Origin of the sequence: Burkholderia sp. KJ006 (genome assembly GCF_000262695.1) — a bacterium.
GTDB lineage: Bacteria > Pseudomonadota > Gammaproteobacteria > Burkholderiales > Burkholderiaceae > Burkholderia > Burkholderia vietnamiensis.
In genome coordinates this window covers 563,404-588,631 of record NC_017921.1, presented here as the reverse complement: position 1 = coordinate 588,631, position 25,228 = coordinate 563,404, and the positions used below count along the sequence as shown (strand labels likewise).

Genomic DNA, 25,228 nt, shown 5'->3' with positions numbered 1-25,228 from the left:
TCAGATCCCGACCGTCACGCGCGTCGCGTTGGCGCGCTTCAGGTTGCGATAGCGCGCGAGCGCCCACAGCGGGAAGAACTTGCGATAGCCGTGGTAGCGCAGATAGAACACGCGCGGGAAGCCGGTCGCCGTGAAGCGCGTCTCGTCCCACAGGCCTTCGTCGTTCTGCTGCGCGATCAGGTAGCCGATCCCGCGCTCGACGGCCGGGTGGTTCACTTCACCGGCGGCCATCAGGCCGAGCAGCGCCCACGCGGTCTGCGACGCCGTGCTCGGCGCCGGTTCGAAGCCGCGGTAGTTGAGCTTGTAGCTGTCGCCGTCCTCGCCCCAGCCGCCGTCCTTGTTCTGGATCGACAGCAGCCACTGTGCGGCGCGCTTCACGCGCGGATCTTCCGGCCCGAGGCCGGCCGCGTTCAGCGAGCACAGGGCCGTCCACGTGCCGTACACGTAGTTCATCCCCCAGCGCCCGTACCAGCTGCCGTCCGGCTCCTGCTCCTTGAGCATGTAGTCGAGCGCGCGGCGGGCCGGCTCGCTGCTCAGCGCGCTTTCGCCGAGCTGCGCCAGCATCGACAGGCAACGGCCCGACACGTCGGCCGTCGGCGGATCGAGCAGCGCGCCATGATCGGAGAACGGGATGTTGTTCAGGTAGTACTGCGTGTTTTCCGGCTCGAACGCGCCCCAGCCGCCGTCGCTGCTCTGCATGCCGACGACCCATTCGCGCGCGCGCGCGATCGATTCGCGATACGTGTCCGTGTTCTGCAGCTTCTGCGCACGATCCATCGCCATCACGACCACGGCCGTGTCGTCGACGTCGGGGTAGTGCGCGTTCGCGTACTGGAACGCCCAGCCGCCGGGGCGCACGTTCGGACGGCGCGAGATCCAGTCGCCGCGCACGTCGAGGATCTGCAGCGGACGCAGCCAGTCGAGGCCGCGCAGCACAGCTTGCTCCGCACGCGCGTCGCCGGTTTCGAGCAGCGCATGCGCGACGAGCGACGTGTCCCACACCGGCGACAGGCACGGCTGGCAATACGCTTCGTCGTCGTGCACGACGAGCAGCTTCTCGATCGACTTGCGCGCGATCGCCCGATTCGGATGATCTTCGGGATAGCCGAGCACGTCGTACATCATCACCGCGTTGGCCATCGCCGGATAGATCGCGCCGAGCCCGTCCTCGCCGTTCAGGCGCTCGTCGACGAACGACACGGCCTGGCGGATCGCGCGTTCGCGCGTGTAGCTCGGGAACAGGCCGTCCGCCGCGCGCAGCGCATGGTCGACCACGCGGAAGAAGGCGAACCAGCCGGGGCTCTGGTGGCCCTGACGCGGCAGCAGCCCGGCGTTGACCGGCGGGTCGATGAACAGCTCGTCGATCCGCACGCCGCGCGGGTTCTTCGCGAGCGGACGCTTCGCGTTCAGCACCAGCAGCGGCACGATCACGGTGCGCGCCCAGTACGACACCTTCGACAGGTGGAACGGGAACCACTGCGGCAGCAGCATGATCTCGACCGGCATCATCGGCACCGCGCGCCACGGAATCGCGCCGAACAGCGCGAGCTGGATGCGCGTGAACACGTTCGACATCTCGGCGCCGCCCATCGCGTGGATCGCGCGCCGCGCGCGCTGCATGTGCTCGGCATTCTCGTCGTCGCCGATCACCTTCAGCGCGAAATACGCCTTCACGCTCGCGCTAACGTTCGGCGCGCCGTCGGTGAACAGCGGCCAGCCGCCGTCGGCCTGCTGGATGCGGCGCAGATAGCGGCCGATCTTCTGTTCGAGCTCGAGATTCGGCGTCTCGCCGAGAAAGTGGACGAGCAGCACGTATTCGGCGGGAATCGTCGAATCGGCTTCGAGTTCGTAGACCCAGTGTCCGTCCGCGTTCTGTGCGGCCAGCAGCGCGTCGGTCGCGCGGGCGACGGACGCGTCGAGTCCGGCCGGCACGGTGCCGGCGGACAGGTTAGCCATATCGGTGAGATCGTTCATCGGTCCCTCTGTTGCTTACTGTGTCTGGAGCACGTCCGCGGCCAGCTGGCCGGAACGGATCGCGCCCTCGATCGTGGCGGGCAAACCGGTGGCAATCCAGTCGCCCGCCAGCACGAGATTGGTCCAGCGCGTGCGCACGGCCGGACGTTTCATTTCCTGCGACGGCACCGCCGCAAAGCCCGCGCGCGGCTCGACCACGAGCTGCCACGCGGGAAGCGGTTCCGGACGCGCGCCGCTCACGCGCGCGACATCTTCCCAGATGCGCCGCGCGAGCGCATCGCGCGGCATGTCGAGCCAGCGGCCCGCATCGCGGATCGTCGCGGCGAGCGCGCCGGCGCCGCTGCGCACCGCGTCGACGACGCCGTTGACGACCGTCGTCTGCAGCGCACTGCCTGCCGCCGGCGTGTCGTGCGCGAAATACGCGGTCACGACCGCGCTGAACGCATCGGGCGCGGTGAGCTCGGGCACGAGCGGCTGCGCGACCTCGGGCGGCACGGCCAGCACGACCGCGTCGCCCGGCGCGAGATCGATGCGCTCGCCGCCGATCGCGACCGCGTCGAGCGCATTGCCGTGCGCGCCGAATTCGAGTGCATCGAGCCGCGAGTTCAGCCGGATCTGCGCGCCGCCGTGCTGCAGCATCCGCAGCGCCGGCTCGACGAACGCGCTGCCGAGCCCGTGGCGCGCGACGAGCGGCCGGCAGCCCGCGCCGCCCGCGGCAAACATCCCGCACAGCACCGCAAGCGCGAGCTCCGCGCTCGCGTGGCGCGGCTCGACATTCAGCGCCGCGAGGAAATACGGCCGCAGCCAGCGGTCCCACAGCACGCCGTCGCATCGCATCGTCTGCGCGAGCGAGCGGCCCGGGCGCGCGAACGCGAGCGCAGCGAGCGCCGCGTAGTCGAGCGGCGTGGTGCCCGGTGCGCGCGAAGCGGCGTCGAACAGCCAGGCCGGCCAGTGTCCGGTGCCGAAGCGCAGCGTCCAGCGCTGCTGCGACGCGACGTCGACCACCGGGTATTCGGCGAGCGCCGGCCCCGTCAGCTGGTCGGCCGCGCCGATCCCGCGCAGATAGCGCTGCGTCGCCGTCTGTCCCGCGAACACCTGATGCAGCCCGCTGTCGAGCGTCGTGTTCAGCATCCCGTCGAACCACGAGCGGCAACGGCCGCCCGCCTGCGCATGCGCGTCGTGCAGCACGATGCGCCGCCCGCGGCGTTGCAGCTCGACGGCGGCCGACAGGCCGGCGAGTCCTGCACCGATCACGTGGACGGTTCTGGGCATCGGCTCAGAACAGCGCGTAGCGCGCGGCGATCATCAGCATGCGCGCCTTCGGCTTGCGCAGCGGCGCGCGCGGATACGCGAAACCGCGCGCGATCGCGGCTTCCAGAATGCAGCGATACGCGCCCGACATGATGCGCGGCGCCTTCACCTGCGCGCGCGTGCAGGTGTCCATCACCGCATCGGCGGCGCGGAAGTGCGCGAGCGCGCGTTCGACGAGCGTCGCGCACACGCGCGGCAGCGCCGGGTCGCGCACGATCGTCGCGGGATCGGCGATCGCGATGCCCTCGCGCGCGAGCAGCTCGCGCGGCAGATAGCAGCGGTTGATCGCCGCGTCGTCGTCGATGTCGCGCAGGATGTTCGTCAGCTGCAACGCGCGGCCGAGATGGTGCGACAGCTCGATGCCTTCCGCTTCGGGGATCCCGAAAATCCTCACCGACAAGCGGCCGGCCGCGCTGGCGACGCGATCGCAGAACAGGTCGAGCGTCGGCTCGTCGGGCGCGCAGATATCCTCGGCGGCGTCCATCGCCATGCCGTCGATCATGGCGTGAAAGTCTTCGCGGCGCAGGTCGAACGCGCGGATCTCGCGCTCGAGCGCAACCAGATGGCGCGGCGGCTGGCCGGCGAAGCACGCGTCGATGTCCGCGCGCCAGCGGTCGAGGCCCGCGTTGCGCTCGGCGCGCGGCAGGTCGCTGTCGGCGATGTCGTCGACGGCGCGGCAGAACGCGTAGACCTGGAACATCGCGTCGCGCTGCGCGGCCGGCAGGATGCGCATCGCCAGATAGAAGGAGCTGCCCGATGTGACGGCAGCGGCGTCGGTTTCTTGTTCGTCCACGACGAGATTGGAAACGGCCAAGACGAGCTCCACGGAGACACCCACGCGGGGCGATTGAAGAGGCCAGGCCCGGCTGGGTTGGTCAGGGCGTCGGATGCGTGCGAGATATGCGAACGATCGACGCAGACAGGCATAAATTACCGGCCGGAAGCCGGAATTGGGCGAAAGTATAGCAATCTTTGAAGTTCGATGGCGGAGACTCTCCGCGCGTCGCGGGCCGCCGCGCGGGGCCTGCGCGGCGGGCGCCCGCGTGCAATGGCATCGGGGCGGCCTCAGCCGTAAACGATGTCGCGCTGCAGGTCGAGCGCGATGAGGCCCATTTCCCGCGTGAGTTGCAGCATCGCGCGACGGTCGAGCCGCGAACCCATGAAGCTCGTCACGCGGCCGTCGGGCTCCGCGGTGAACTGGAACGACGACGCGCCGGTGCCGAACCACGCGCCGGGCACGTCGGGCGATTCGTGCCAGTCGATCTCGTCGAACACGCGCGTGATGCCCGCACGCACGGCGTCTGTCGGGCCGATCGGCGGCGCGACGTCGCCAAGATCGTCGAGGGAATAGGGGCCGGGCTTGTCCGGCTTGCGGTAGAAGAGATAGTCGACGTTCATGGGGCGCAATCGGAACGAAAGCGCCAAATTGGCGCGCTTCGTGACATATTGAAATCAGATCACTATGAAATGTGATCTGTACGACACAAAATAGCGCCATTTCGCGCGCAACGCAACGGCGGGGCGGGCGCGTGCCGCGATGTGCGTCCGCATGCTTGCACGCGCGCCGCATCGTCTAAGATGGACACCTCTCTCGAACAAGACGAACGCCATGGAGACGAACGTAACCGCCGCCCAGCAGTCCAACCATCCCGTTTTCGTGCTCGTGCACGGTGCGTGGCACGGCGCATGGTCCTATGCGCCGGTCGCGGCCGCGCTGGCCGCGCGCGGCTATCTGTCGATCGCGCGCGACCTGCCCGCGCACGGCATCAACGCCCGCTTTCCCGCGTCGTATCTCGCACGCCCGCTCGACAAGGACGCGTTCGGCGCGGAGCCGTCGCCGGTCGCGAACACCACGCTCGACGACTACGCGATGCAGGTGCTGCAGGCCGTCGACGACGCGTATGCGCTCGGCCGCGGCAAGGTCGTTCTGGTCGGGCACAGCATGGGCGGCCTCGCGATCACGGCCGCCGCGGAACGCGCGCCGGAGAAGATCGCGAAGCTCGTCTATCTCGCGGCGTTCATGCCCGCGTCGGGCGTGCCCGGCCTCGACTACGTGCGTGCGCCGGAGAACCACGGCGACATGCTCGGCGCGCTGATGCTGGCGAGCCCGCGCGTGACCGGCGCGCTGCGGATCGATCCGCGCAGCGGCGATGCGGCCTATCGCGCGCAGTTGAAACAGGCGCTGTACGACGACGTGCCGCAAGCCGATTTCGACGCAGTCGCGAACCTGATGACCTGCGACGTGCCGGCCGCGCCGTTCGCCACCGCGATCCCGACCAGCGCCGCGCGCTGGGGCGCGATCGATCGCCATTACATCAAGTGCCTGGCCGACCGCGTGCTGCTGCCCGCGTTGCAACAACGCTTCATCGACGAAGCCGATGCATTCGCGCCCGACAATCCGACCCACGTACACCAGCTCGACAGCAGCCATTCGCCGTTCATGTCGCAGCCGGCCGTGCTCGCCGGCGTGCTGGCGGATATCGCGAAAAGCTGAGCCGCGCGCCTCGCGCGATGCGAGTGCTGCGCGCCGCGCCGCCGCGCTCAGCCGAACGCGACCGAGCGGTCGCGTCCGAGCCGCTTCGCACGATACAGCGCGGTGTCGGCCCCGTTGACGAGCACGTCGCACGATGCGAGACCCGGCGTCGCATACGCGGCGCCGACGCTCGCGGTCACCGCCACGCTGACGCCTTCCGCCTCGACCGGCGTGCTGCCGATCGCGTCGCGCACCTTGTCGGCGACGAGCAGCGCCTCGTCGAGATTCGTGCAGGGCAGCAGCAGCGCGAATTCCTCGCCGCCGAAGCGGCCGAACGTGTCCTGGGCGCGCACGATCGACGCCACGCGGCGCGCGGTCTCGCGCAGCACCGCGTCGCCGACGGCATGCCCGAAGCGGTCGTTGATCGTCTTGAAGTGATCGAGATCGAACAGCAGCACCGACAGGTCGCCGCCGTAGCGCTGCCAGCGCGCGAATTCGTCGCCGAGCCGCGCCTCGAAGTAGCGCCGGTTCGCGATGCCGGTCAGGCCGTCGACGTTCGCGTGTTCGCGCAGCTTCGCGACCGCCTCCTCGCGCTCGCGCTGCATCACGCTCACGTGCGTGACGTCCGAGATCGTCACGCACACGGCCTCGACGTCGCGGCCGCGCGTGAGCGGCATGAACGTGCAGTCCTGCTGCATGTAGTCGACGCCGCCGGTGATCGGCCGGTCGTGCTCGAAGCGAAACAGGTAGGGCCGCTGCTCCCACGAGCTGAACGCGAAGCTGCCGAGCTGGAACACGCTCTGGAGCTTGCGCTCGAGCCACGCGCGCGGCAGATCCGGAAAGCAGTCGAACAGGTTGCGGCCGATCACGTCGGCGGCCACCGTGCCGCTGTGGTCCTGCATGAAGCGGTTCCACATCAGCACGTTCATCGCGCGATCCAGCACGAACAGGCCGAAACCGACCCGCTCGATCACGAGATCGCTCAACGACGGCGTGCCGGCGGTATTCATAGCGCGGACAGCAACGCGTCGAGCGCGTCGCCCATCAGCCGGATCGAATCCTCGGCCATCAGCATCACGAAGTGCGCGCGGAACCCGTGATCCTCGAGGCCGAAGTTCACTTCCAGCAGCAACGCGACGCTCCATGCGAGCGCGTTCGGCTGGAATACGTCCTCGAACGACACGTTCGCGCCCAGCAGCCCGGGCGGGAAGAACACCGGCTTGCGGCCGAGTTCGTCGAGAATCGACGCGACGCACGCGCTCATCAGCACGTTGGCGACGTCGAACACGAGTTCGTCCTGCGTCGCCATGCCGGCATACACGCCGTCGCCGAACGTGCGCTCCATCAGCGACATGAGCCGCGCGACGCCGGCGGTGCGGCACAGCACGATCGCCTCGCCCTTGATGTCGGAACGGAAGCCCTGGCGTACGGCCGTCACGTTCTCGTGAATCCCCGTCATCTCGCGCAGCGCGGCGCCGGCTTCCGACGCCCCGACGACCCGCACGCGCGGGACCGACAGCTCGATGAAGTGGCCGAGCAGCAGCGCGAGCCGTGCAGCGGCACGACCCATCGCGAGGTTGGCGATTTCCTGCAACGCGTCGCGTTGCTCCGCCGTGAACACCGATTCAGGCATACAACCCATACTCCTTGAGAATGGGCAGCAATGCCTCCGACGTCACGGGCTTGGCTACGAATGCGATCGCGCCGAGTTCGCGCACGCGGGCTCGCGCCTGCGGCTGAATATCGGCGGATACCACGATCACGAACGTGTTCAGATCTTCGTGGCGCAGTGTCTCGAGGACCTGATAGCCAGTCATGTCGGGCATCGTCAGGTCCAGAAACATTACGGAAGCTTTGCCGTCACGATAGAGCGCCAGGGCCTCATGACCATTCGCCGCATATGCTACGTCAACGTCCCAGTCTCCCGGCAACGCCTTGGTCAAAAGCTTGCGGGCGAGCAAGGAGTCGTCGGCGATCACGATCGGCAAAGGCATGGCAGCGAAGCGGTGTACGGAATGGTCTCTCTCGCGTTAACGACCGCTCGGCGCCGTTCTTGAGGCGCCGTGCAATCAAACGCTGGCACCGCCTTGCAATCGCACGCGGGCGGCGCGGCACGAAGCACGCGACACACCGCGCCGCAATCGCCGGCGGGCGCATGTATCTGTCATAGGGAAAGCAAGGGGCGATTCTCGGAGTAAACCGGAGGCGGTGCAACTCGCCATTTTCACCATTTCGAACAGAATCGGTCCGATCTCCGCGCGTTGTCGAAACAGGCTCGATCATTTTCGAGATAAGCACGCAAAATTTTTCCTTGTGTACGTTTGCGCTGCCGGATTCATAGCGTTTTCATTCTTTCAATGCAGCCCTGTCGGATTCGACAGGTTTGCGGGTGCGTCCGGGCGAGACGGTGGGCGTGCACAACTCGTTTATGATGGGGCACTCCAGCCTCGTCGCCCTGTTCAATGACGTCCGAACGTCCCGCCGATTCCCGCCCTCCCGCCGCCACACCCGCCGACGACTGGCAGGACGACGGCGCCTACGCGTCCGGCGCGCCCGAGCACGATTTTGCGGTCCGGCGCGTGACGCTGATCGTGCTGCTGGTGGCGGCGATCGTGCTGCCGTGCATTTACGTGTCGGTGATGGCGTACAACGACCTGAAGGCGCGCGAAGCGGCAGCGAGCGACGTGACGATGCGCACCGTGCGCGTGGCGGAAGAACATGCGCTTAAAGTGTTCGATCTGACCGAGACGCTCGATGCGCGCATCGTCGATCTCGTGCAGGACATGGACGACGCGACCGTGCGCCGCCAGGAATCCGACATCCACGAGGCGTTGAACACGATCGGCGGCGGCTATCCGCAGGTGGCGGCCGTGTCGATCTTCGGCGCGAGCGGCATGCTGCTCGCGAACAGTCTCTACTATCCTGCGCCGTACGCGTCGATCGCGAACCGCGACGATTTCGTCGGCATCCGCGACGGCAAGGTCATCGAGCACATCTCGCGGCTGATGATGGGGCCGCTCAAGCTCGAGAACATCCCCGTGTTCAACACGGGCGTCGCACGCCGACACAGCGACGGCTCGTTCGCCGGCATGGTGTCGATCGCGCTGAAGTCGTCGTATTTCAATGCGTTCTACCGCAACCTGCTCGGCGGCTCGGCCACCCCGATGACGATGGCGCTCGCGCGTTCCGACGGCGCCGTGATCGCCTCGTATCCGCCGCCGCCGTCGCTCGCGCACACCGATCGCACGGCCACCTTCGGCAACCCGCACAACGATCCACGCGCGGGCGTCGTGCGGGTCGGGCACGACGGCGCCGGCAGCGAGATCGTCGCGTACCGGCAGGTCGGCAGCTATCCGGTGTACGTCACCTGCGCGTATCGGACCTCGGCGATCTGGCACGAGTGGTACGAGCATCTGAGCGTGCTGTTCATCTCGATGTTCGCGCCGTCGATCGCGCTGTGGTGGGTGATCTGGCTGTCGCTGAAGCGGTTGAAGGCCGAAGAGCAGGCGTGGGACCGCTGGCAGGCGGAGGCGTCGATGCGGCGCTCGATCGAATCGGCGTACCGGCAGTCGCGCAAGATGCAGGCGCTCGGCAACCTGGTCGGCAGCGTCGCGCACGACTTCAACAACCTGTTGATGATCATCTCGAGCAACGTGCAGATCGTGCGGCGGCGCGGCGTCGCGCAGCTCGACAAGGAACTCGGTGCAATCGAGCGCGCGTTGAAGAACGGCCAGTCGCTCACGCGCCAGCTGCTCGGCGTCGCGCGCAAGCAGCCGCTGCACAACGAGACGATCGACGTCGGCCAGTGGCTCGGCACGTGCCGTGAACTGCTGAAGACGTCGCTCGGCTCGAAGTCGTCGCTGGTCGTCGCGATCGAGCCGGGCGTGTGGCCCGTGCGCATCGACGTCGCGGAGCTCGAGCTTGCCGTCATCAACCTCGCCGTCAACGCGCGCGACGCGATGCCGGCTGGCGGCCGCTTCACGGTCGGCGCACGCAACGTGACGCTGCGCCGCGAGGACGGCTTTCCGCTGACCGGCGACTTCGTGCAGATCTCGCTCGACGATACGGGCATCGGCATGGCGCCCGACGTGCTGGCGCGCGCGTTCGAGCCGCTGTTCACGACGAAGGGGCAGGGAATGGGCACCGGCCTCGGGCTGCCGCAGGTATTCGCGTTCTGCGAACGCTCCGGCGGCCTCGCGACGATCGACAGCGCGGTCGGCGCCGGCACGTCGGTGCGTCTCTATCTTCCGCGTGCGCGCGCCGAGGACATCGTCGTGCGGCCGCCGGCCGCGGTACACGACGGCGGCGCGCTCACGGGCCTGCACGTGCTGCTGGTGGAAGACAATGGCGAGGTCGCGGCCGGCACCGAGGCGCTGCTCACGCTGCTCGGACATCGCGTGACCTATGCACCCACCGCCGACGACGCGTTGCGCCTGATCGAGGGCGTCGCCGCGAACGACGCATTCGATCTGGTGATTTCGGATATCCACATGCCGGGCCGCCTGAACGGCATCGACCTCGCCGAGGCGGTCGGCAAACGCCCGGACAAGCTGCCCGTGATCCTGGTGACCGGTTACGCCGAGGAGCTCGACCGCACGCGCACCGTCAATGTACGCGTACTGTCGAAGCCGTTCGACATTGCGCTGCTCGACGAGATTCTGCTGGGCATTCGCGAAGCGCGCGACGATGCGCGGCACGACGGCCGCTGACCTGCGCGCGAGGAGCGAGCCGCGCATGGGCGCCGCTCGCGGGACGGGCAACGCGGTCAGGCGGCCTTGAGCGTGCGCACCCAATCGGCGTAGCGGTCGACGAAGCCTTGCAGGAACGTACGCGTGTCGTCGCTGACGATGCGGCCTTCGTCGTCGATACGTGACGGATCGTGCTTGATGAACATTTCCGGTTGCGTGAGCATCTTCACGTCGAGATACGCGAGCACGTTGCGCAGGTGCTGCTGCGCGAGCGCCGTGCCGACCGCGCCCGGCGACGTGCCGAGCACCGCGCCCGGCTTGCCCGACCACGAGTTGTGCCCCCACGGGCGCGAGCCCCAGTCGAGCGCGTTCTTCAGCACGCCGGGAATCGAGCGGTTGTATTCGGGCGTGACGAACAGCAGCGCGTCGGCCGCTTCGATCGACTGTTTGAAACGCTTCGCGACTTCCGGGAAATCTGCGTCGTAATCCTGGCTGTACAGCGGCAGCTCGCCGATCTCGACGAACTCGAACGAGAAATCGGCGGGCGCGAGCGAAATCACGGCGTGCGCCAGTGCGCGATTCCACGAACCGCGACGCAGACTGCCGACGACGACCGCAATGCGATGAGACATGGCTTTCTCCTTCCGATGGGTAGGGAATCCGCTCGATTGCTTCCGAGCAGGCGACAAAGGTCTGTTTATAGGCAAGCCAGCCCGTGAGCCATCCCACGGGGCCGGGCGGCCGGCTTTCCACAAGGTTTTCCACAGAAATTGTGGATAACTTCGGCGTTAAGGTCTGATGTTACCCACCGCTCGCCGCCCGAATGCGCGGCACGCTGCGCGGGTTAGGGCAAGCATAGCGTAGTGGGCCGAGACGGATCACGAGTGCGCGACGGAAGATTGCCGCGCGGTGCCGCGCCCAGTAAGCTGCTGGCACCGCGATGCGCCGGGCTCGCCGGACGCAATCGGTACAAGAGACTTTCGACCCGCCGCCATGCCGTCCACGTACGACGATCCCGTTTATCTCGCCCAACTGCGGCGCGACCTGTTGCGCTTCGCGCGGCTGCAACTGCGCGACGCCGATGCGTCCGAGGATGCCGTGCAGGAGGCGCTGGCCGCCGCATGGTCGCATGCGGGTGACTTTGCGGGACGGTCCGCGCACAAGACCTGGGTGTTCGGGATCCTGCGCAACAAGCTGGTCGACATCCTGCGCGCGCGGCAGCGGACGGTGAGCCTCACCGCGCTCGATGCGGAGCTAGACGGCGAATCCGTGCTCGATCGCGAGTTGTTCCAGGACAACGGACACTGGGCCGCGCATACGAAGCCGCGGCCATGGCCTCGCCCCGAGACACTGCTGCAGCAACGGCAGTTCTGGACGCTGTTCCAGGCGTGTCTCGACCATCTGCCGGAAAACATCGGCCGCGTATTCATGATGCGTGAATTCCTCGATGTCGAGATCGACGACATCTGCAGCGAACTCACATTGACCGCCAATCATTGCAGCGTGCTGCTGTATCGGGCGCGCACGCGCCTGCGCACGTGCCTCAGCGAAAAAGGACTGACGACCGAAGATGCTGCCGGGGAAATGTAAGGACGTGACGCGCCTGCTGTCGGATGCGCTCGACCGTCCGTTGACGCTTCATGAGCGTATGCGCGTGCGCATGCATCTGCCGGGCTGCAGCGGATGCAGGGCCTATCGCGGGCAGATCGCGGTGCTGCGGGTGGCCGCGCGTGCGGCGGCGGGGGGCGAGGGCGGCGCGCCGGGTGGCGGGGAAGGGTGACGGGCCGCGTCGTCGTTTTTGTCGACAAGCGCACGTGGTGGTGGGTTTGGGGCTGTTGTGGCCGCCGTTGTTGAAGGCGTCGCGGCCGTGCCGTGCCCGAGCAGGTGGAGTCGGTGCGTGCTGCACATCAACCGGGTGTCTATGCGCCTGGTTGATGTGATATGTCGAATATACATTATAGAAATTATTCGAAAAGCGCGCGCACCAACTCGGGCGGACGACCAATGGCGGCCTTGCCTCCATATACGACGATCGGCCGCTGCAGCAACACCGGATGCGCGGCGATGGCTTCATAAGCCTCCGCGTCCGTCAGGTTTGCGCGGCCCAGGTCCAACGTCTTGTACGGCTCCTCGCCATCGCGGAGCATGTCGCGCACGGCGCAGCCGAGCTGGCGATGCAGGGCTTCCAGTTCTTCGACCGTAGGTGGCGTTTTCAGATATTCGATGACGTTCAGTGGCATGCCAGCGGCATTCAACGACTCGACGAGCGCGAGCGTTTCGCGGGATTTTGAGCAGCGTGGGTTGTGGTAGATCGTGATCATCGTTCAGAAGGGCTGCGGGAGAGGGAGGGGCGTATTGTAGCTAGTCTCGGTGCAAGCGCTTCAGGCAGGCAGTAGGGGATGGGAGGCCGCGTTTCGCGTGGCGAGACGTCTGCCTGGAGAGATGGGGGCGCTTGTGCGATGGGTTTATGCGCATAAAGCGGAAAGCGGGGGCGCTGTCCGCGGGTGTCTCACCTAGTCGTTGCGACCAATGTGGCGAACGTTGCGCGCAATTGCTACGAGCCTCGATGATTGCGCGAGTGCCAACGATGACGCGCCAGCGCGCCGTACGCCGGCCTTATGCGCATCGAGCGCCCCTGCGCCGAGGTGTGGCGCTTCGCCGGATACGTCATCCAAGCCATTGGGTGACGCGCAACCGCCTAGCGTGTCCTCCCGGCGACCGGAGTGCCGTACGCGACGGCCGATTTATATATCGCGCCGGGAAACGACCGTTGACGGCAAGCACGCTCGCCGGTTTATGCGCATAAACGCCCGGAAGCGTATGCGGTTTGGCGAGCCGTGAAAGCGATCCAAACATTGCCGTCATCGTCGTTCCGCTGCCGCCGTCGTGGGCGGCTCGATGACTTGCCAGTACATTGCCTACTTCGAGCCGAAGGCGCGTCGTCGGCCGTCGCCAGGAGCCGCGGAAGTTTATGCGCGCAAACCCACGCATTCGCGCGCGCGGCGCCGAATGCAACCTCGCAGTTACGGGAACACCGTACCAATGGCGGCAATCGGATCCACCTCCATTCGGCGGCATCACGCTACCCCGCAGCGCCCGACGGATTCGCTCGAATCGCTGGCGCGAACATCCTCCTTGGCTACCCATCCGTCGCCCCGGCACGTTTATGCGCATAAACCTCCCTGCCAAATGGCTAACGCACATCTTCGGAACCACAATTTCATTGAAATATAAATATCGTGCGGTAGAATTCCAACGACCAAAAACAGGAGTGAAAATTGGCCGCGGAAATCATTGCAGTCACTCAACAAAAAGGCGGTGTCGGGAAGAGCACGATTGCCATGCATCTCGGCGCGGCATTCCATGAAAAGGGCAAGCGGGTCCTCGTCATCGACGCAGACGGTCAAAACACACTGGTTCACTGGTCGAGTGCATCGGGTGACAGCGACGCAGGTATCCCGTTCCCCGTCGTCAACCTTGCGGAAGCCGGCGGCCAGATCCATCGCGAGATCAAGAAGTTCATCAACGACTACGACATCATCGTCGTCGACTGCCCTCCGTCGATCACGGAAAAGGTTTCCGGTGTCGTGCTCCTCGCGGCCTCCATCGCCGTGATCCCGACTTCGTCGTCGCCTGCCGACTATTGGTCGAGCGTCGGGCTCGTCAAGCTGATCCAGCAGGCGCAGGTGATGAACGAAGACCTGCGCGCCGTGTTCCTGCTCAACAAGACGGAAGAGAAGCGCATGCTGACCCGCGAGCTCAAGCGGGCTCTCGAGGAACTCGGCTTCCCGCTATTGAAGACGCAAATCCCGACCCGCGAGGCATACAAGCAGGCGATGGCGCTTGGCCAGACCGTGCTGCAGATGAACGATCGCGGCGCGCGGCTGGCCGCCGCGGAAATCCGCGCATGCGCCGACGAAATCGTCGCCATGCTGCCCTGACTTTATGCGCATAAAGGATTCACATGAAACCCTCCCAATTTGCAAAGGGCTTCCAGGCGCGCCCGGACATCACGACGAGCGAGAAGCGCACGGCGCTTGATCGACTGAATGCCATCGACGGTATCGTCAAGTCCGAGACGGCTACGCCGGCTGCAACGAAATCCGCTCGAAAAGAGACGCAGCAGGCTGCGGCTCCCGAGTTCCTGCTCGACGCGTCGACCGACGAGTCGCCGCAATATCGCGCTTGGCGCCTCGAGCACCGCTATGCGCCCGGCCAAGTGATCGAACTGCCGCTGAAGGCAATCAAACATAGTCCGTTCAACCCGCGACATTTCTATTTGAAGTCGTCGATCGCCGAACTCGCAGTGAACCTCGCGAAGCAGGGTCAGCAGCAGGCGATTCACGTGATCCCCGACTACGACAATCCGGGCTCGTATTTCGTCAGCGACGGCGGCCGCCGCGTGCGCGCGCTGAAGGAGGCGAACAAGGAATCGGTCAAGGCGATCGTGATCGACGTGCCTATCGGGATCCAGAGCTACAAGCTCGGCTACGATCTGAACGTGCAGCGCGATTCGCAGACGGTGTTCGACAATGCCGTCGTGTGGCGACGCTTCCTCGACGACAAACATTTCCAGAGCCAGAAGGAACTGTCCGAACATCTCGGCCTCGATGAATCGACGGTCGCGGTTGCGCTGTCGATCGGCAAACTGCCGGAGTCGGTCATGCAGGAAATGGTCGCGCGTCCGGATCGCTTCGGCTCGAACATGGCGTATCAGGTCGGCCGCTATCACAATGCACGCGGCACCGAGGCGACGCTACGGCTGATCAACAAGATCGTGTCCGACGATCTCAGCACGCGTCAGGTATCGGACATCGTCAAAGGTCGCGTCGCGGCGCAGGAAACGCCGAAGCCGGCGGGCCGCCAGCGCTATGCGCAGCGCTTAGAGATCAAGCTCGGCGGCAAATCGGTGGGCGACCTCAAATCGTACGGCGACGATCGCATCGAACTGCGCCTGCGCGGCCTGCCGAAGGAGAAGCGCGACGCTATCCTCGAGCAACTCGAGCGGATGCTGTTGTCGGATTGACCGAGCCGGCCGGCAGGGCCTCGAGTCGTGCGGCCCGCTCGCCGCTGGACATGAGGCCGCCGGCCACGGTCAGTCGGAGACGCTGCAGGCGGGCCTCAGGCGGCCCGCGATTGATTCAGGGTAAAGGACAGCAGGTCGCCGTCCGTCGGCTCGCCCCAGGTCTTCTGGGCCAGCCAGTCGAAAAACGCCGTCTCGGCCAGCTTGGAATCGAGGCCGCGCTTGCGCCAGTCGTCACGCAGGTGCGAGCCCATCGTCGGCAACACTTCCGCCTCGAACGACTCACGCGCCACTTCGCGCTCCGCGTCGCCCTGCTCCTCGTACAGCACCTTCGCTTCCTTGCGGCGGAACGCGGCGAATTCGCTCAGCAGGCGGGCCTTCAGATCGTCGGGCTGCGCACTAACGGCCTTCATGGACGGCGTGCCGGCCGGTAGCGTGTCGACCGACTCGACCGGCGGCGCATACCCCTTCTTCAACGCGTCCTTGAACAAGGCCGGCGCACTGCGCACCGGCGGCAGCGTCGTGCTGCGCATCCGCTGCTCGGTCATCTGCAGCGCCGCGCGAATCCGGTTTTCCTCGCTGTCGGCGTAGAGCGTCTGCGCTTCCTTGAGCGGGATGCCGAGCTTCACCATACGGTCGACCAGCGTGCTGTCGAACACGTTCGGATGCTCGTCGAGCGCGAGCATCGGCTGCTTGCGCTCGGTCACACGGAACTGGATCTCGGCAACTCGCCGGCCTTCGCGATGCTCGATCAGCTCGACGAAGATGTTGGTGACCGCATTGACTTCGGCGATCGCCGGACGCAGATAGTCGCGCTTGAAATATTTGTACTCGCGCTTCGCCTCGTCGCCGGCTTCCGTGTCCGGCGTGCCGGACAGGATCGGGCGCCACCACTCCCACGGCTCGCGCATCGTCAGGTGGCTCGGGTTCGTCAGATAGCGTACGCAGATTTCATACAGCGCCAGGCCGGCGCTGCTGCGCAACTGGCTCTGAAACTGCAGGCTCAGACGCGCGTACTGCACCGGATCCAGCAGCTTCTTCTTGATCTTCGGCGCGAACGAGAACTCGACCCATACGCGGCGCGTCGACGGATCCTCGAGGATTTCCGCATCGGCGATCAGCGTCGAGATCCCCCACTTGCGGCCGGGCTTCTGGCTCGACGTGCCGGTGCTCCACTCGACCTGGACCGACACCATGCGACGCAGGTGTTCCTTCACCAGAGCGGTGTCGTTCGAGTCGAAGGCGGAATTGGCGACGATGTCCGACAACAGCGCGCGATAGGTATCGCCCGAGTCGTCGGCCTGCTGCGCGACGGCGAGCAGCACATTGAACAGCTTGCGGGTCAGGAGGGTGATCTTGCCGCTCTTCGGCTGAATCGCGATCGCCTCGACGGCCTTCCGCAATTCGGCTGAACTGGCACTCACCACATCCACATCGGTTTTCTTGGCGCGCTTCGTGGCCATGCGTCGGGTCGGAGGAGAAGTTTCACGGAAGGATAGCGCCTGTGGTGATGTGCGTCCAGAACGACATGCTCACCATACGCGGTGATGCGGACGTGTCACGCCGCACTCACCCCAACCGACTCCCGAAAACCCTCACCAGTCCGGATTTACGGCGTTTCGGGCCAATCCAGATGTGTCGCGGGATGCGCTAACTTCACAGATTTTCGCCTGTGCCGGACACGTGCGCAACTTGCTCCCGTATCGGCTCACCTTTCGATTTGTCGTAATTTTACGACTCAGCGGGACCCGTGCCTCACCGGGACGTCAGCGGATGCTTCTGTGGATCCTGTATGCATGTACAGCGACGCAAACCGCACCCGCGAAGTCCGTCCGACGTAACGGCGATACCAGCCGAGGACCGCTCCCACAAGCCTGCCGAGATCGTTTCGCAACCGCGGGCGCGCATTGTACAGCGCCTGGAAACCGGATGTTCCCGAAAACGCTCACCTTATGGACTCCACAGACTGTGCGCGAGGAGCCGGGGCATCCCCGACACATCTAGGCTCAGGTATTCGCTCCTCCCGAAAACGCTCACCTTTTCGACGAATTCGACGTCGGAACTGCCACCAACGTCACTCCCGAAAAACCTCACCGTAACCGTCGCAGTATCAAAAATGTCAATCGCGCCCGGTACTTACGAGATCCTCTGGCTCACAAGTTCGGCGACACACCCTCCCGCAAAACCTCACCTGTAGCACCTATGAATCGGCACGGTGCCCCGATGGCCGCTCCCGAAAAATCTCACCTTTGCCAAACAGAGGCACAGCAAAAAACCGATTTTCGCCGCCTCCCGTGGGCTTTCCGGCGAATCAAGACCCTCCTGGGTCCCGAAAAAGCTCACCTCTGATGCCTTTTTGTGCAACTGACACTCCTGAAAAGGCTCACCTTTGAAGTGCTCCTCCGGCCTGTGACTCGTCCCCCGAAAAACCTCACCTCAACGGAATCCCGCCCGGAAACCCCGCACTTCGCTCCCGAAAAGACTCACCTTTCCCCGGCCACAGGCGCTCGAGCGCACTTTTTCTGTGCAAAAACACCGTAGACTCCCGAAAAACCTCACAGTAAAAACCTGTGACGTCCCGTGAAACCTCACCTTTTGTCGGAATTGCCTAAAAGATGGGCAAAAACAGGGCGGGAAACGGAACCCGCAAGTTCTCACCCATCGCTGCACAGGCAGACAACTGTGTATGCAGGCGCCATGAGGGTTCTGAGGATGCGAGCTCCCGAAAAGCCTCACCTTGGCCAAATTTGATGTTTTACTGTGATCCCGAATCCGCTCACGACCTTTCCCGCATCGGCTCACGCAGCTCCCCGAACCCCATCACTTCTGCTCCCGCAGAAGATCACCTTGGCTCCCGTAAAACTTCACCTTGTCGGCTCGAAAGCCTTGCTGCATAAGGATCTGCGGTGGCGTTAACGTTTTTAACTAAGGGTTCAAGGGTGTTTACTTCTAATACTCTCAAGACTCAGCTCACCGAGTTTTCCACAGAGACGCTACTCGCCGAACACCGACCGTAGCCCAGATGCGCCAGCATGTGAAACATATCGGTGTTTTTGATGGCCTCAGGTATATCCTGATAAAACAAGGACTTGGCGGTCAATCTTCGCTTTGTTTCACGATATGTACGGTCTCTATCGACGAAAACGACGCACAGCCACGCCTGCCATACAAATTGACGTAAATTCGCCACGACCAACCAAATAAGGTATCAAAGAACACGTATTTCGTTATGATCGCAACATCGAACACCGACGAGCTCCATCATGACGCTGGATGAAATACGTGAAGCTATCCGACGAGAGCTGGAATCGCTGCGCGCAAGCGGTGCACGACGCCAGGAACTCTCGCTACACGCGTGCAAGCGCCTGTTCTTCGATCTTGGTATTCGGCCGTCGGCCGCGAACGTTCGCGACCTGACGCAGACCGGCAGCGCGAGCGACATCCCGAAGGACATCGATCATTTCTGGGAACGGATTCGCGCCGCGTCGAAAATCAAGCTCGACGGCGCAGCGATTCCCAAAGCAGTCGAAGAGAAAGCCGGGGCTTTGCTCACCGCGCTCTATGACGAGGCGCTGAAGGCAGCGAAGGAGAGTCTCGATGGCGATCGCGAGCAAATCCGCTCGAGCATGATCGACGCGGAACAACGTTTACGCGACGCCGCGGTCCGCCAGGAAACGCTGGAAGCCGCACTGGCACGCAGCGAAAACCGTAACGATCAGTTGCAGGCGCGCCTGACCGAACTGGAAGTACAGCTGGCGTCGCAGTCGACGCACGGCTCGGCGAACGAAGCCACACTCCTCGCCACCATCGCACGGCTCGAAAAAGAACTGGCCGCGACGACGGGCCGAGTCGATGCCGAGCAGACGCAAAACGCTGCGCTGCGCGACCGAATCGACGCGCTGCAAGCCGAGTTGCAGCAACGCACCGAGCATTACGCGCAGCAAATCAAGGATGCGGTAGCCGAAGCCGAACGCCGGGTCAAACCGATGCTGGTGGAGCTGGACTCGCTACGCAGCATGGCGTCGACCTATCAGAGCGGCTTGCGCGATGTGCAGCGCAAGGAGTTCGATTTCCTCCAGCAGCTGAGCGCGGCGAAGGCGCGCGCCGATCGCCTCGAGGAACAGTTGCGCAGCCAGAGCGACGAGCTCGAGCGCGCAACGCGTGACGCGAACACGTTACGCGCGAGCCGCGGGATGAGCCCCGAGATTTCGGCGCTGATGCGGCGTCTGGCTGATGCGGGTCAACTGGACGCCGACGCGTTTTCCGCAATTGGGACGTCGCTGGATCACGAGGTGCCTGTACCGAGCCGGTGCCCGCGTTGCGATGGCGAGCCGGAGTTGTCGCATGGCGACAACGGGTTCGAAGTGTCGTGCCCCGAATGCGACCATGCATCGGGATTCTGGCCATCCCGTTTCGAAGCCGCTACGCGGTTTGCACGCGACTGACACCGCGAAGCCGCACAGCCGTCGCGCAAGGTGAGGTAATTCGGGATCATCAAGGTGAGATTATTCGGGAGCTGTGCAACGGTGAGGCCCAGTGGATCAAGGCTGCTCACGGATCACTTCCGTGAGCAGCCGGCCGCCCTTCAGTGAGTTTCGTCCCGATCCGCCTCATCACCGTTGAGGAGTTCCTCTCGCCAGTTCTTCCACGCACGGTGCAGCCGGTTCGATGAAATGGGCCGCACGAAGCCGAGCCATTTGCCGACACGTTCCGGCGGTACATCGTGCTCGAACAGCTCCGCGGCATACGTGTTGCGGAGCGTCTGCGGACTCGCGCGCGCAGTGCGCGACGATGCGAGGCCCGCTGATTCCACGATCGCGTCGATCGCACGCAACATCGTCGCCTTGTGCATCGGTCGCCCGGCGTGTGATGCGGGGAACACGAGATCGCCGGCGATGTTTTGGTGCTTGCGCTCGACGAGCCAGGCTTCGAGCAGCGCGATCGCAAATGACGCGAGGTGGGTTTCACGTGCGAAATCCGGATGCGTCGACGGGATGTGCAGCGATGTCCCACTCGTGTTTATGCAACTAATAGTAAGAACCCGTGCTTCGCCGGTTTTCACGCCGGCGCCGAGAAACGCAGCGACGAGCGCGCGGTCGCGACGTTCCTTCCAGTACGCGGAGCCCGACACGCCGATGGGCGAAAACAGGTAGGCCAGCAACTTCGCGCGTTCGGCTGGCGTCAGGAAACCGGTCGGCTCGTTGTCGCGCGCGTGGCGCCACGTCGCTTCGCCATCCTGAGCGATGAAGCGGGCCGGGTTGGTCGAGGCCAGTTCGGTTTGCCGGATGTGATCGAGCACGCGTTCGATCAACCGCAAATAGCGCATGCGCTGCGTTTTTCGGATCGGTAGTTCGCCGACGAAATTTGCAATCGACGCGGTATCGACGGTGGCGAGGTTTTTCTGATTGGCGCGCAGCCAGGCCAGAAAGGCCCCCCATTGTGCGCGATAGACGTCGGCCGATGAGCGGCGGTATTCCTGCATGGCAAGCCACGCGTCGAATGCGGTGTCGGGCGAGACGATCCAGTCGGATGCGCCGCGGTCGAACAAGTCCTTTTCCTCAGGGCGTGCCGGGGTGTCGGGGCATGTGGGGAGAGACATTTGATTTATTCCGTTAGTTGCGTGCATGGTAGCCCTTTGCGCAACATCGCGGGCAGTAGCCTGGGCGAGCGCCGGCAGTCCGCGCTTCTCATGGCGAATATCAGTCGCCCCACGCCTTCGACGGACGGTGGACGCGCTCGCGGGCTGCATGGTTCTGCGCTTTGTCCGCTGCCTCGTACGCTAGCACCGCGAACGAGAACACCGCGGGCAGGGCGTTGGAACGGCCGAAGTCAATCGGATCGTCCGTCTCGGGAAAGGTCATGTCCGACGGTCTTTCGAACAGCTGCCGCATGCCGGCATCGTGCCGGCTCGCAAAGCCGAGATCGGCCAGCGCCTCGGCTTCGATGGCGTGCAGCAGGCGCCACGACAGCGGTACACCGTGGCGGATATAGCGCTCGGCTATGTGCCGAACGATCAGTTCGAGGTCGTGCGCGGCAGCCTTGAAGCTGAGCGCGGCCAAATCTTGTTCTTCTGTCATCGCAGGCTCCTGTCGACCGGAACGGGCGCCTCGGTGCGCCAACCCCGGCCATGCGTGGCGGAATGTTCGTACTGTACAAACATACAGTATTTTCCGCAACTGGCCAGTTGGCCGACTATCGGCAGCGTCAGCGATGGATCACGATCAGAAGTGCGCGCGCTTCGGCCTTGCCTGGATTGCGGATCGCGTGCGGTGTGTCGGCCGGGTAGCGGGCGGTGTCACCGGCTTTCAGGCGTCGGGTGGCCGCGGCGGCTTCGATTTCCATCGCACCCTGCAACACGGTCAGGTGTTCGCGGGTACCGGGCTCGTGTGCGTTCGATACGAGCGCGCCGCCGCTCGGCAGCGTCAGCTCGTACCACTCGAACTTGCCGGCGAGGTCGATCGGGCCCCATACGCGCAGCTGGTAGCGGCCGTCGTGGCCTGCGAGCGTCGGGATGTCGTGCGGGCCGTCCACGCGGATCGTCTCCGGCGCCTTGGGTTGCGAGAACAGCTCGTCGAGCGTAATGCCGAGCGCGTTCGTGAGCCGCCATGCAACGGCGATGGTCGGATTGGCCTTGTCACGCTCGATCTCGGAAAGCATCGATTTCGATACGCCGGCCGCGCGTGACAGATCGTCGAGGGTCAGCTTGCGCTCGTTGCGCAGGCGCTGGATCTGCTCGCCGACGCGGGGCGGCGTCGCGGCCGGCGGCTGCGGTGCGGCGCCGGCGGGTGTGCGTCGCGGCGCGGAGGAACTTGCCATTTGTTTTCCGTTCGCTTAGAGTTGTTCGATATTCCGAATTTAAGTTCGGAATATCGGATAAATGCGGTCAACCGAACGACCGACTATAACAGTAGCAGCCCGTCGCGCTGCCGCCACGAGTGGCGTGCGACGGCTTGCGAACCCTGTCAGGAGCTTTGCGATGCGTGATGCCTTTCTCGCCCAGGTGCGCGGGACGCTCGATCAGATCCGCGCGGACGGTTTTTACAAGACCGAGCGCGAGATCGCGAGCCCTCAAGCTGCCGCGGTGCGGCTGGCCGGCGGTGCCGGTGTGCTCAATTTCTGCGCGAACAACTATCTGGGTCTGGCGAACGATCCGCGCCTGATCGCCGCCGCGAAGGACGGCCTCGACCAGGACGGCTTCGGCATGGCATCGGTGCGTTTCATCTGCGGCACGCAGACCGTGCACAAGCAGCTCGAAAGCGCACTCGCATCGTTTCTCGGCACTGAGGACAGCATTCTCTATTCGAGCTGCTTCGACGCGAACGGCGGCCTGTTCGAGACGTTGCTCGACGAGAACGACGCCGTCATCAGCGACGAGCTGAATCACGCAAGCATCATCGACGGCATTCGCCTCTGCAAGGCGAAGCGTTTTCGCTACAAGAACAACGATCTCGCCGATCTCGAGGCCAAGCTGAAGGAAGCCGACGCGGCCGGTGCGCGTCACAAGCTGATCGCGACCGACGGCGTGTTCTCGATGGACGGCATCATCGCCGACCTCAAAGGCATTTGCGATCTCGCCGACCGATACGGCGCGCTGGTGATGGTCGACGATTCGCACGCGGTCGGCTTCATCGGCGCTCATGGCCGCGGCACGCCCGAGCACTGCGGCGTCGACGGGCGCGTCGACATCATTACCGGCACACTCGGCAAGGCGCTGGGCGGCGCATCGGGCGGCTACGTCGCCGCGCGCCGCGAGATCGTCGAGCTGCTGCGCCAGCGTTCGCGCCCGTACCTGTTTTCGAACACGCTCACGCCGAGCATTGCCGCGGCGTCGTTGAAGGTGCTCGAACTGCTCGGCAGCGATGAAGGCGCGAAGCTGCGCGAGCGCGTCCGCGAAAACGGCGTGCGCTTCCGCGAGCAGATGACGGCTGCAGGCTTCACGCTCGTGCCCGGCGCGCATCCGATCATCCCGGTGATGCTCGGCGATGCGCAGCTCGCCACCAACATGGCCGACAAGCTGCTCGCCGAAGGGGTGTACGTGATCGGCTTTTCGTTCCCGGTCGTGCCGCGCGGGCGCGCACGGATCCGCACGCAGATGAGCGCCGCACATACCGCCGAACAGATCGACCAGACCGTGGCCGCGTTCGTGCGCGTCGGCAAGTCGCTCGGCATCGTCTGACGGAGGTGCGACCATGAAAGCACTGGCAAAGCTCGAACGCGCTCCGGGTCTCACGTTGACGCGCGTGAAGCGTCCCGAGGTCGGACACAACGACGTGCTGATCAAGATCCGCCGCACGGCGATCTGCGGCACCGACATCCATATCTGGAAGTGGGACGACTGGGCGCAGAAGACGATCCCCGTGCCGATGCATGTCGGCCACGAATACGTCGGCGAGATCGTCGAGATGGGGCAGGAAGTGCGCGGCTTCGCGATCGGTGACCGCGTGTCCGGCGAAGGGCACATCACCTGCGGTTTCTGCCGTAACTGTCGTGCGGGGCGTCGGCATCTGTGCCGCAATACCGTCGGCGTCGGCGTGAACCGCGAGGGCGCGTTCGCCGAATATCTGGCGATTCCCGCATTCAACGCGTTCAAGATTCCGCCGGAGATCTCCGACGATCTCGCGTCGATCTTCGATCCGTTCGGCAACGCGACGCATACGGCGCTGTCGTTCAACCTCGTCGGCGAGGACGTGTTGATCACCGGCGCGGGGCCGATCGGCATCATGGCCGTCGCAATCGCGAAGCATGTCGGCGCGCGCAATGTCGTGATCACCGACATCAACGACTATCGGCTGGAGCTTGCGCGCAAGATGGGCGCGACGCGCGCTGTCAACGTCGCGCGCGAGTCGCTGCGCGACGTGATGGCCGAGCTGCGCATGACCGAAGGCTTCGATGTCGGGCTCGAGATGTCGGGCGTGCCGAGCGCATTCACGAGCCTGCTCGAAGCGATGAATCACGGCGGCAAGGTCGCGCTGCTCGGCATTCCGCCCGCGCAGACGGCAATCGACTGGAATCAGGTGATCTTCAAGGGGCTCGAGATCAAGGGCATCTACGGCCGCGAAATGTTCGAGACCTGGTACAAGATGGTCGCGATGCTCCAGAGTGGGCTCGACCTGTCGCCGATCGTCACGCATCGCTTTGCCGTCGACGATTACGAGAAAGGCTTCGCCGCGATGCTGTCCGGTGAAAGCGGCAAGGTGATTCTCGACTGGACCGCGTGAGCGTCTGCAGCGGCACGAGCGGCGCGTTTGACGGCCGCCGCGCCGTTTCGTCTCGAGCGTTTGTCGAAGCCTGCCGCGCCGACAGACGCTTGAGGTGAGGATATTCGGGAGCCGCAATGGCATCTCGTATGACGCTGTAATCACCGTGCGCGTGCGTCATGTACGAGTGGTTGATCCGTGGCCATGATGCATGCGTCACGGCTAGGCAGCGACGCTTCGCGCGCCGCCGCGCTTACGCGTCACTCCTCTATTCAACTTGCGGTGCTCGAAGGGCGCATGCTTTCCGCGTCATCACGCCGGCATGCCGTCGATTCGCCACGCCACGTCGAGCGCGAGCAGAGCGACCGTATGCGAGCTCACCATAAGGCACGCCGGCCCGCATCGAACGGCGAGCGGTGAGCCGGCTGCGATTCGGTCCACTCACCGCTCAACCCCCTCGGTTCCAGCGACAGGCTCGGCACGACGAGCCAGCGTTTCGGGCATCGCAGAGTGCGATGTCCGGTCGTTCACTATCCACGCCGGATATACGTCGAAGAGTCCG

The 25,228-nt window shown here is 64.9% G+C and carries 22 protein-coding genes; 9 read left to right on the top strand and 13 right to left on the bottom strand.

Annotation, left to right across the window (positions count from 1 at the left end; genetic code table 11):
* The 4 genes from shc to MYA_RS16745 all read right to left on the bottom strand — a co-directional run bounded on the left by shc (nt 1) and on the right by MYA_RS16745 (nt 4,683).
* Nucleotides 1–1,974, bottom strand: a complete 1,974-nt coding sequence (shc, locus tag MYA_RS16760; protein WP_014724264.1) for a squalene--hopene cyclase — start codon at nt 1,972–1,974, stop codon at nt 1–3.
* 15 nt (nt 1,975–1,989) lie between these two features.
* Nucleotides 1,990–3,246, bottom strand: coding sequence for a hydroxysqualene dehydroxylase HpnE (hpnE, locus tag MYA_RS16755; protein ID WP_014724263.1), 1,257 nt, complete (start codon nt 3,244–3,246; stop codon nt 1,990–1,992).
* Between the two features lie 4 nt (nt 3,247–3,250).
* Nucleotides 3,251–4,099 (bottom strand): presqualene diphosphate synthase HpnD, encoded by an 849-nt coding sequence (hpnD, locus tag MYA_RS16750; protein ID WP_014724262.1) that lies wholly within the window; start codon nt 4,097–4,099, stop codon nt 3,251–3,253.
* 251 nt (nt 4,100–4,350) lie between these two features.
* Complete coding sequence (locus tag MYA_RS16745) at nt 4,351–4,683, bottom strand: hypothetical protein (protein WP_011881147.1); 333 nt, start codon at nt 4,681–4,683, stop codon at nt 4,351–4,353.
* A 211-nt stretch (nt 4,684–4,894) separates the two neighbouring features.
* Between MYA_RS16745 and MYA_RS16740 the strand changes: the two genes are divergently transcribed.
* Nucleotides 4,895–5,779, top strand: a complete 885-nt coding sequence (locus MYA_RS16740; protein WP_014724261.1) for an alpha/beta fold hydrolase — start codon at nt 4,895–4,897, stop codon at nt 5,777–5,779.
* 47 nt (nt 5,780–5,826) lie between these two features.
* Here MYA_RS16740 and MYA_RS16735 read toward each other — a convergent pair whose 3' ends face one another.
* The 3 genes from MYA_RS16735 to MYA_RS16725 are packed head-to-tail and all read right to left on the bottom strand — an operon-like array spanning nt 5,827 to nt 7,752.
* A complete protein-coding gene (locus MYA_RS16735) occupies nt 5,827–6,768 on the bottom strand; it encodes a GGDEF domain-containing protein (protein ID WP_011881145.1) in 942 nt (313 codons plus the stop codon).
* Nucleotides 6,765–7,391: a chemotaxis protein CheC gene (locus MYA_RS16730; protein ID WP_011881144.1), complete on the bottom strand. Its 627-nt coding sequence runs from the start codon at nt 7,389–7,391 to the stop codon at nt 6,765–6,767. Before MYA_RS16730 ends, MYA_RS16735 begins: the two co-directional genes overlap by 4 nt.
* The gene (locus tag MYA_RS16725; protein ID WP_011881143.1) at nt 7,384–7,752 is read right to left on the bottom strand and encodes a response regulator; all 369 of its coding nucleotides are present in this window, start codon (nt 7,750–7,752) and stop codon (nt 7,384–7,386) included. The genes MYA_RS16730 and MYA_RS16725 overlap by 8 nt, the downstream gene beginning before the upstream one ends.
* Nucleotides 7,753–8,220: 468 nt before the next feature.
* On the opposite strand from MYA_RS16725, the gene MYA_RS16720 reads away from it, so the two are divergent.
* A complete protein-coding gene (locus MYA_RS16720) occupies nt 8,221–10,467 on the top strand; it encodes a hybrid sensor histidine kinase/response regulator (RefSeq protein ID WP_014724259.1) in 2,247 nt (748 codons plus the stop codon).
* Nucleotides 10,468–10,523: 56 nt separating this feature from the next.
* Here the strand turns inward: MYA_RS16720 and MYA_RS16715 are convergent, their stop codons facing one another.
* Nucleotides 10,524–11,078, bottom strand: coding sequence for an NADPH-dependent FMN reductase (locus tag MYA_RS16715; RefSeq protein WP_011881141.1), 555 nt, complete (start codon nt 11,076–11,078; stop codon nt 10,524–10,526).
* 361 nt (nt 11,079–11,439) lie between these two features.
* Here MYA_RS16715 and MYA_RS16710 point away from each other — a divergent pair, with 361 nt between their 5' ends.
* Nucleotides 11,440–12,036 (top strand): RNA polymerase factor sigma-70, encoded by a 597-nt coding sequence (locus MYA_RS16710; protein WP_011881140.1) that lies wholly within the window; start codon nt 11,440–11,442, stop codon nt 12,034–12,036.
* Nucleotides 12,017–12,226: a zf-HC2 domain-containing protein gene (locus tag MYA_RS29970; protein ID WP_011881139.1), complete on the top strand. Its 210-nt coding sequence runs from the start codon at nt 12,017–12,019 to the stop codon at nt 12,224–12,226. Before MYA_RS16710 ends, MYA_RS29970 begins: the two co-directional genes overlap by 20 nt.
* Nucleotides 12,227–12,410: 184 nt before the next feature.
* Here MYA_RS29970 and arsC read toward each other — a convergent pair whose 3' ends face one another.
* A complete protein-coding gene (arsC, locus tag MYA_RS16705) occupies nt 12,411–12,767 on the bottom strand; it encodes an arsenate reductase (glutaredoxin) (protein ID WP_014724258.1) in 357 nt (118 codons plus the stop codon).
* A gap of 957 nt (nt 12,768–13,724) precedes the next feature.
* Between arsC and parA the strand changes: the two genes are divergently transcribed.
* Together parA and MYA_RS16695 are read left to right on the top strand one after the other, a co-directional pair.
* A complete protein-coding gene (gene parA / locus MYA_RS16700) occupies nt 13,725–14,387 on the top strand; it encodes a ParA family partition ATPase (protein WP_011881137.1) in 663 nt (220 codons plus the stop codon).
* Nucleotides 14,388–14,410: 23 nt separating this feature from the next.
* Nucleotides 14,411–15,472 carry a ParB/RepB/Spo0J family partition protein gene (locus MYA_RS16695; protein WP_014724257.1) on the top strand — a complete coding sequence of 354 codons (1,062 nt, stop codon included), beginning with the start codon at nt 14,411–14,413 and terminating at the stop codon, nt 15,470–15,472.
* Between the two features lie 95 nt (nt 15,473–15,567).
* Here MYA_RS16695 and MYA_RS16690 read toward each other — a convergent pair whose 3' ends face one another.
* Entirely contained in the window at nt 15,568–16,932 is a 1,365-nt protein-coding gene (locus tag MYA_RS16690) for a replication initiation protein (protein ID WP_011881135.1), read from the bottom strand.
* Nucleotides 16,933–18,732: 1,800 nt separating this feature from the next.
* Here MYA_RS16690 and MYA_RS16685 point away from each other — a divergent pair.
* On the top strand, nt 18,733–19,914 hold the full coding sequence (locus MYA_RS16685) for a DNA-binding protein (RefSeq protein ID WP_014724255.1): 1,182 nt from the start codon (nt 18,733–18,735) through the stop codon (nt 19,912–19,914).
* Nucleotides 19,915–20,054: 140 nt separating this feature from the next.
* Here MYA_RS16685 and MYA_RS16680 read toward each other — a convergent pair whose 3' ends face one another.
* From MYA_RS16680 to MYA_RS16670, 3 genes are all read right to left on the bottom strand, one after another.
* Nucleotides 20,055–21,068: a tyrosine-type recombinase/integrase gene (locus MYA_RS16680; protein WP_041494038.1), complete on the bottom strand. Its 1,014-nt coding sequence runs from the start codon at nt 21,066–21,068 to the stop codon at nt 20,055–20,057.
* 100 nt (nt 21,069–21,168) lie between these two features.
* On the bottom strand, nt 21,169–21,546 hold the full coding sequence (locus MYA_RS16675) for a DUF2471 family protein (RefSeq protein WP_011881132.1): 378 nt from the start codon (nt 21,544–21,546) through the stop codon (nt 21,169–21,171).
* Between the two features lie 127 nt (nt 21,547–21,673).
* Nucleotides 21,674–22,285 carry a helix-turn-helix domain-containing protein gene (locus MYA_RS16670; RefSeq protein WP_011881131.1) on the bottom strand — a complete coding sequence of 204 codons (612 nt, stop codon included), beginning with the start codon at nt 22,283–22,285 and terminating at the stop codon, nt 21,674–21,676.
* 160 nt (nt 22,286–22,445) lie between these two features.
* Here MYA_RS16670 and MYA_RS16665 point away from each other — a divergent pair, with 160 nt between their 5' ends.
* Together MYA_RS16665 and tdh are read left to right on the top strand one after the other, a co-directional pair.
* The gene (locus tag MYA_RS16665; RefSeq protein ID WP_011881130.1) at nt 22,446–23,645 is read left to right on the top strand and encodes a glycine C-acetyltransferase; all 1,200 of its coding nucleotides are present in this window, start codon (nt 22,446–22,448) and stop codon (nt 23,643–23,645) included.
* Between the two features lie 13 nt (nt 23,646–23,658).
* Nucleotides 23,659–24,687, top strand: a complete 1,029-nt coding sequence (gene tdh / locus MYA_RS16660) for an L-threonine 3-dehydrogenase (RefSeq protein ID WP_011881129.1) — start codon at nt 23,659–23,661, stop codon at nt 24,685–24,687.
* Nucleotides 24,688–25,228 lie beyond the last annotated feature (541 nt).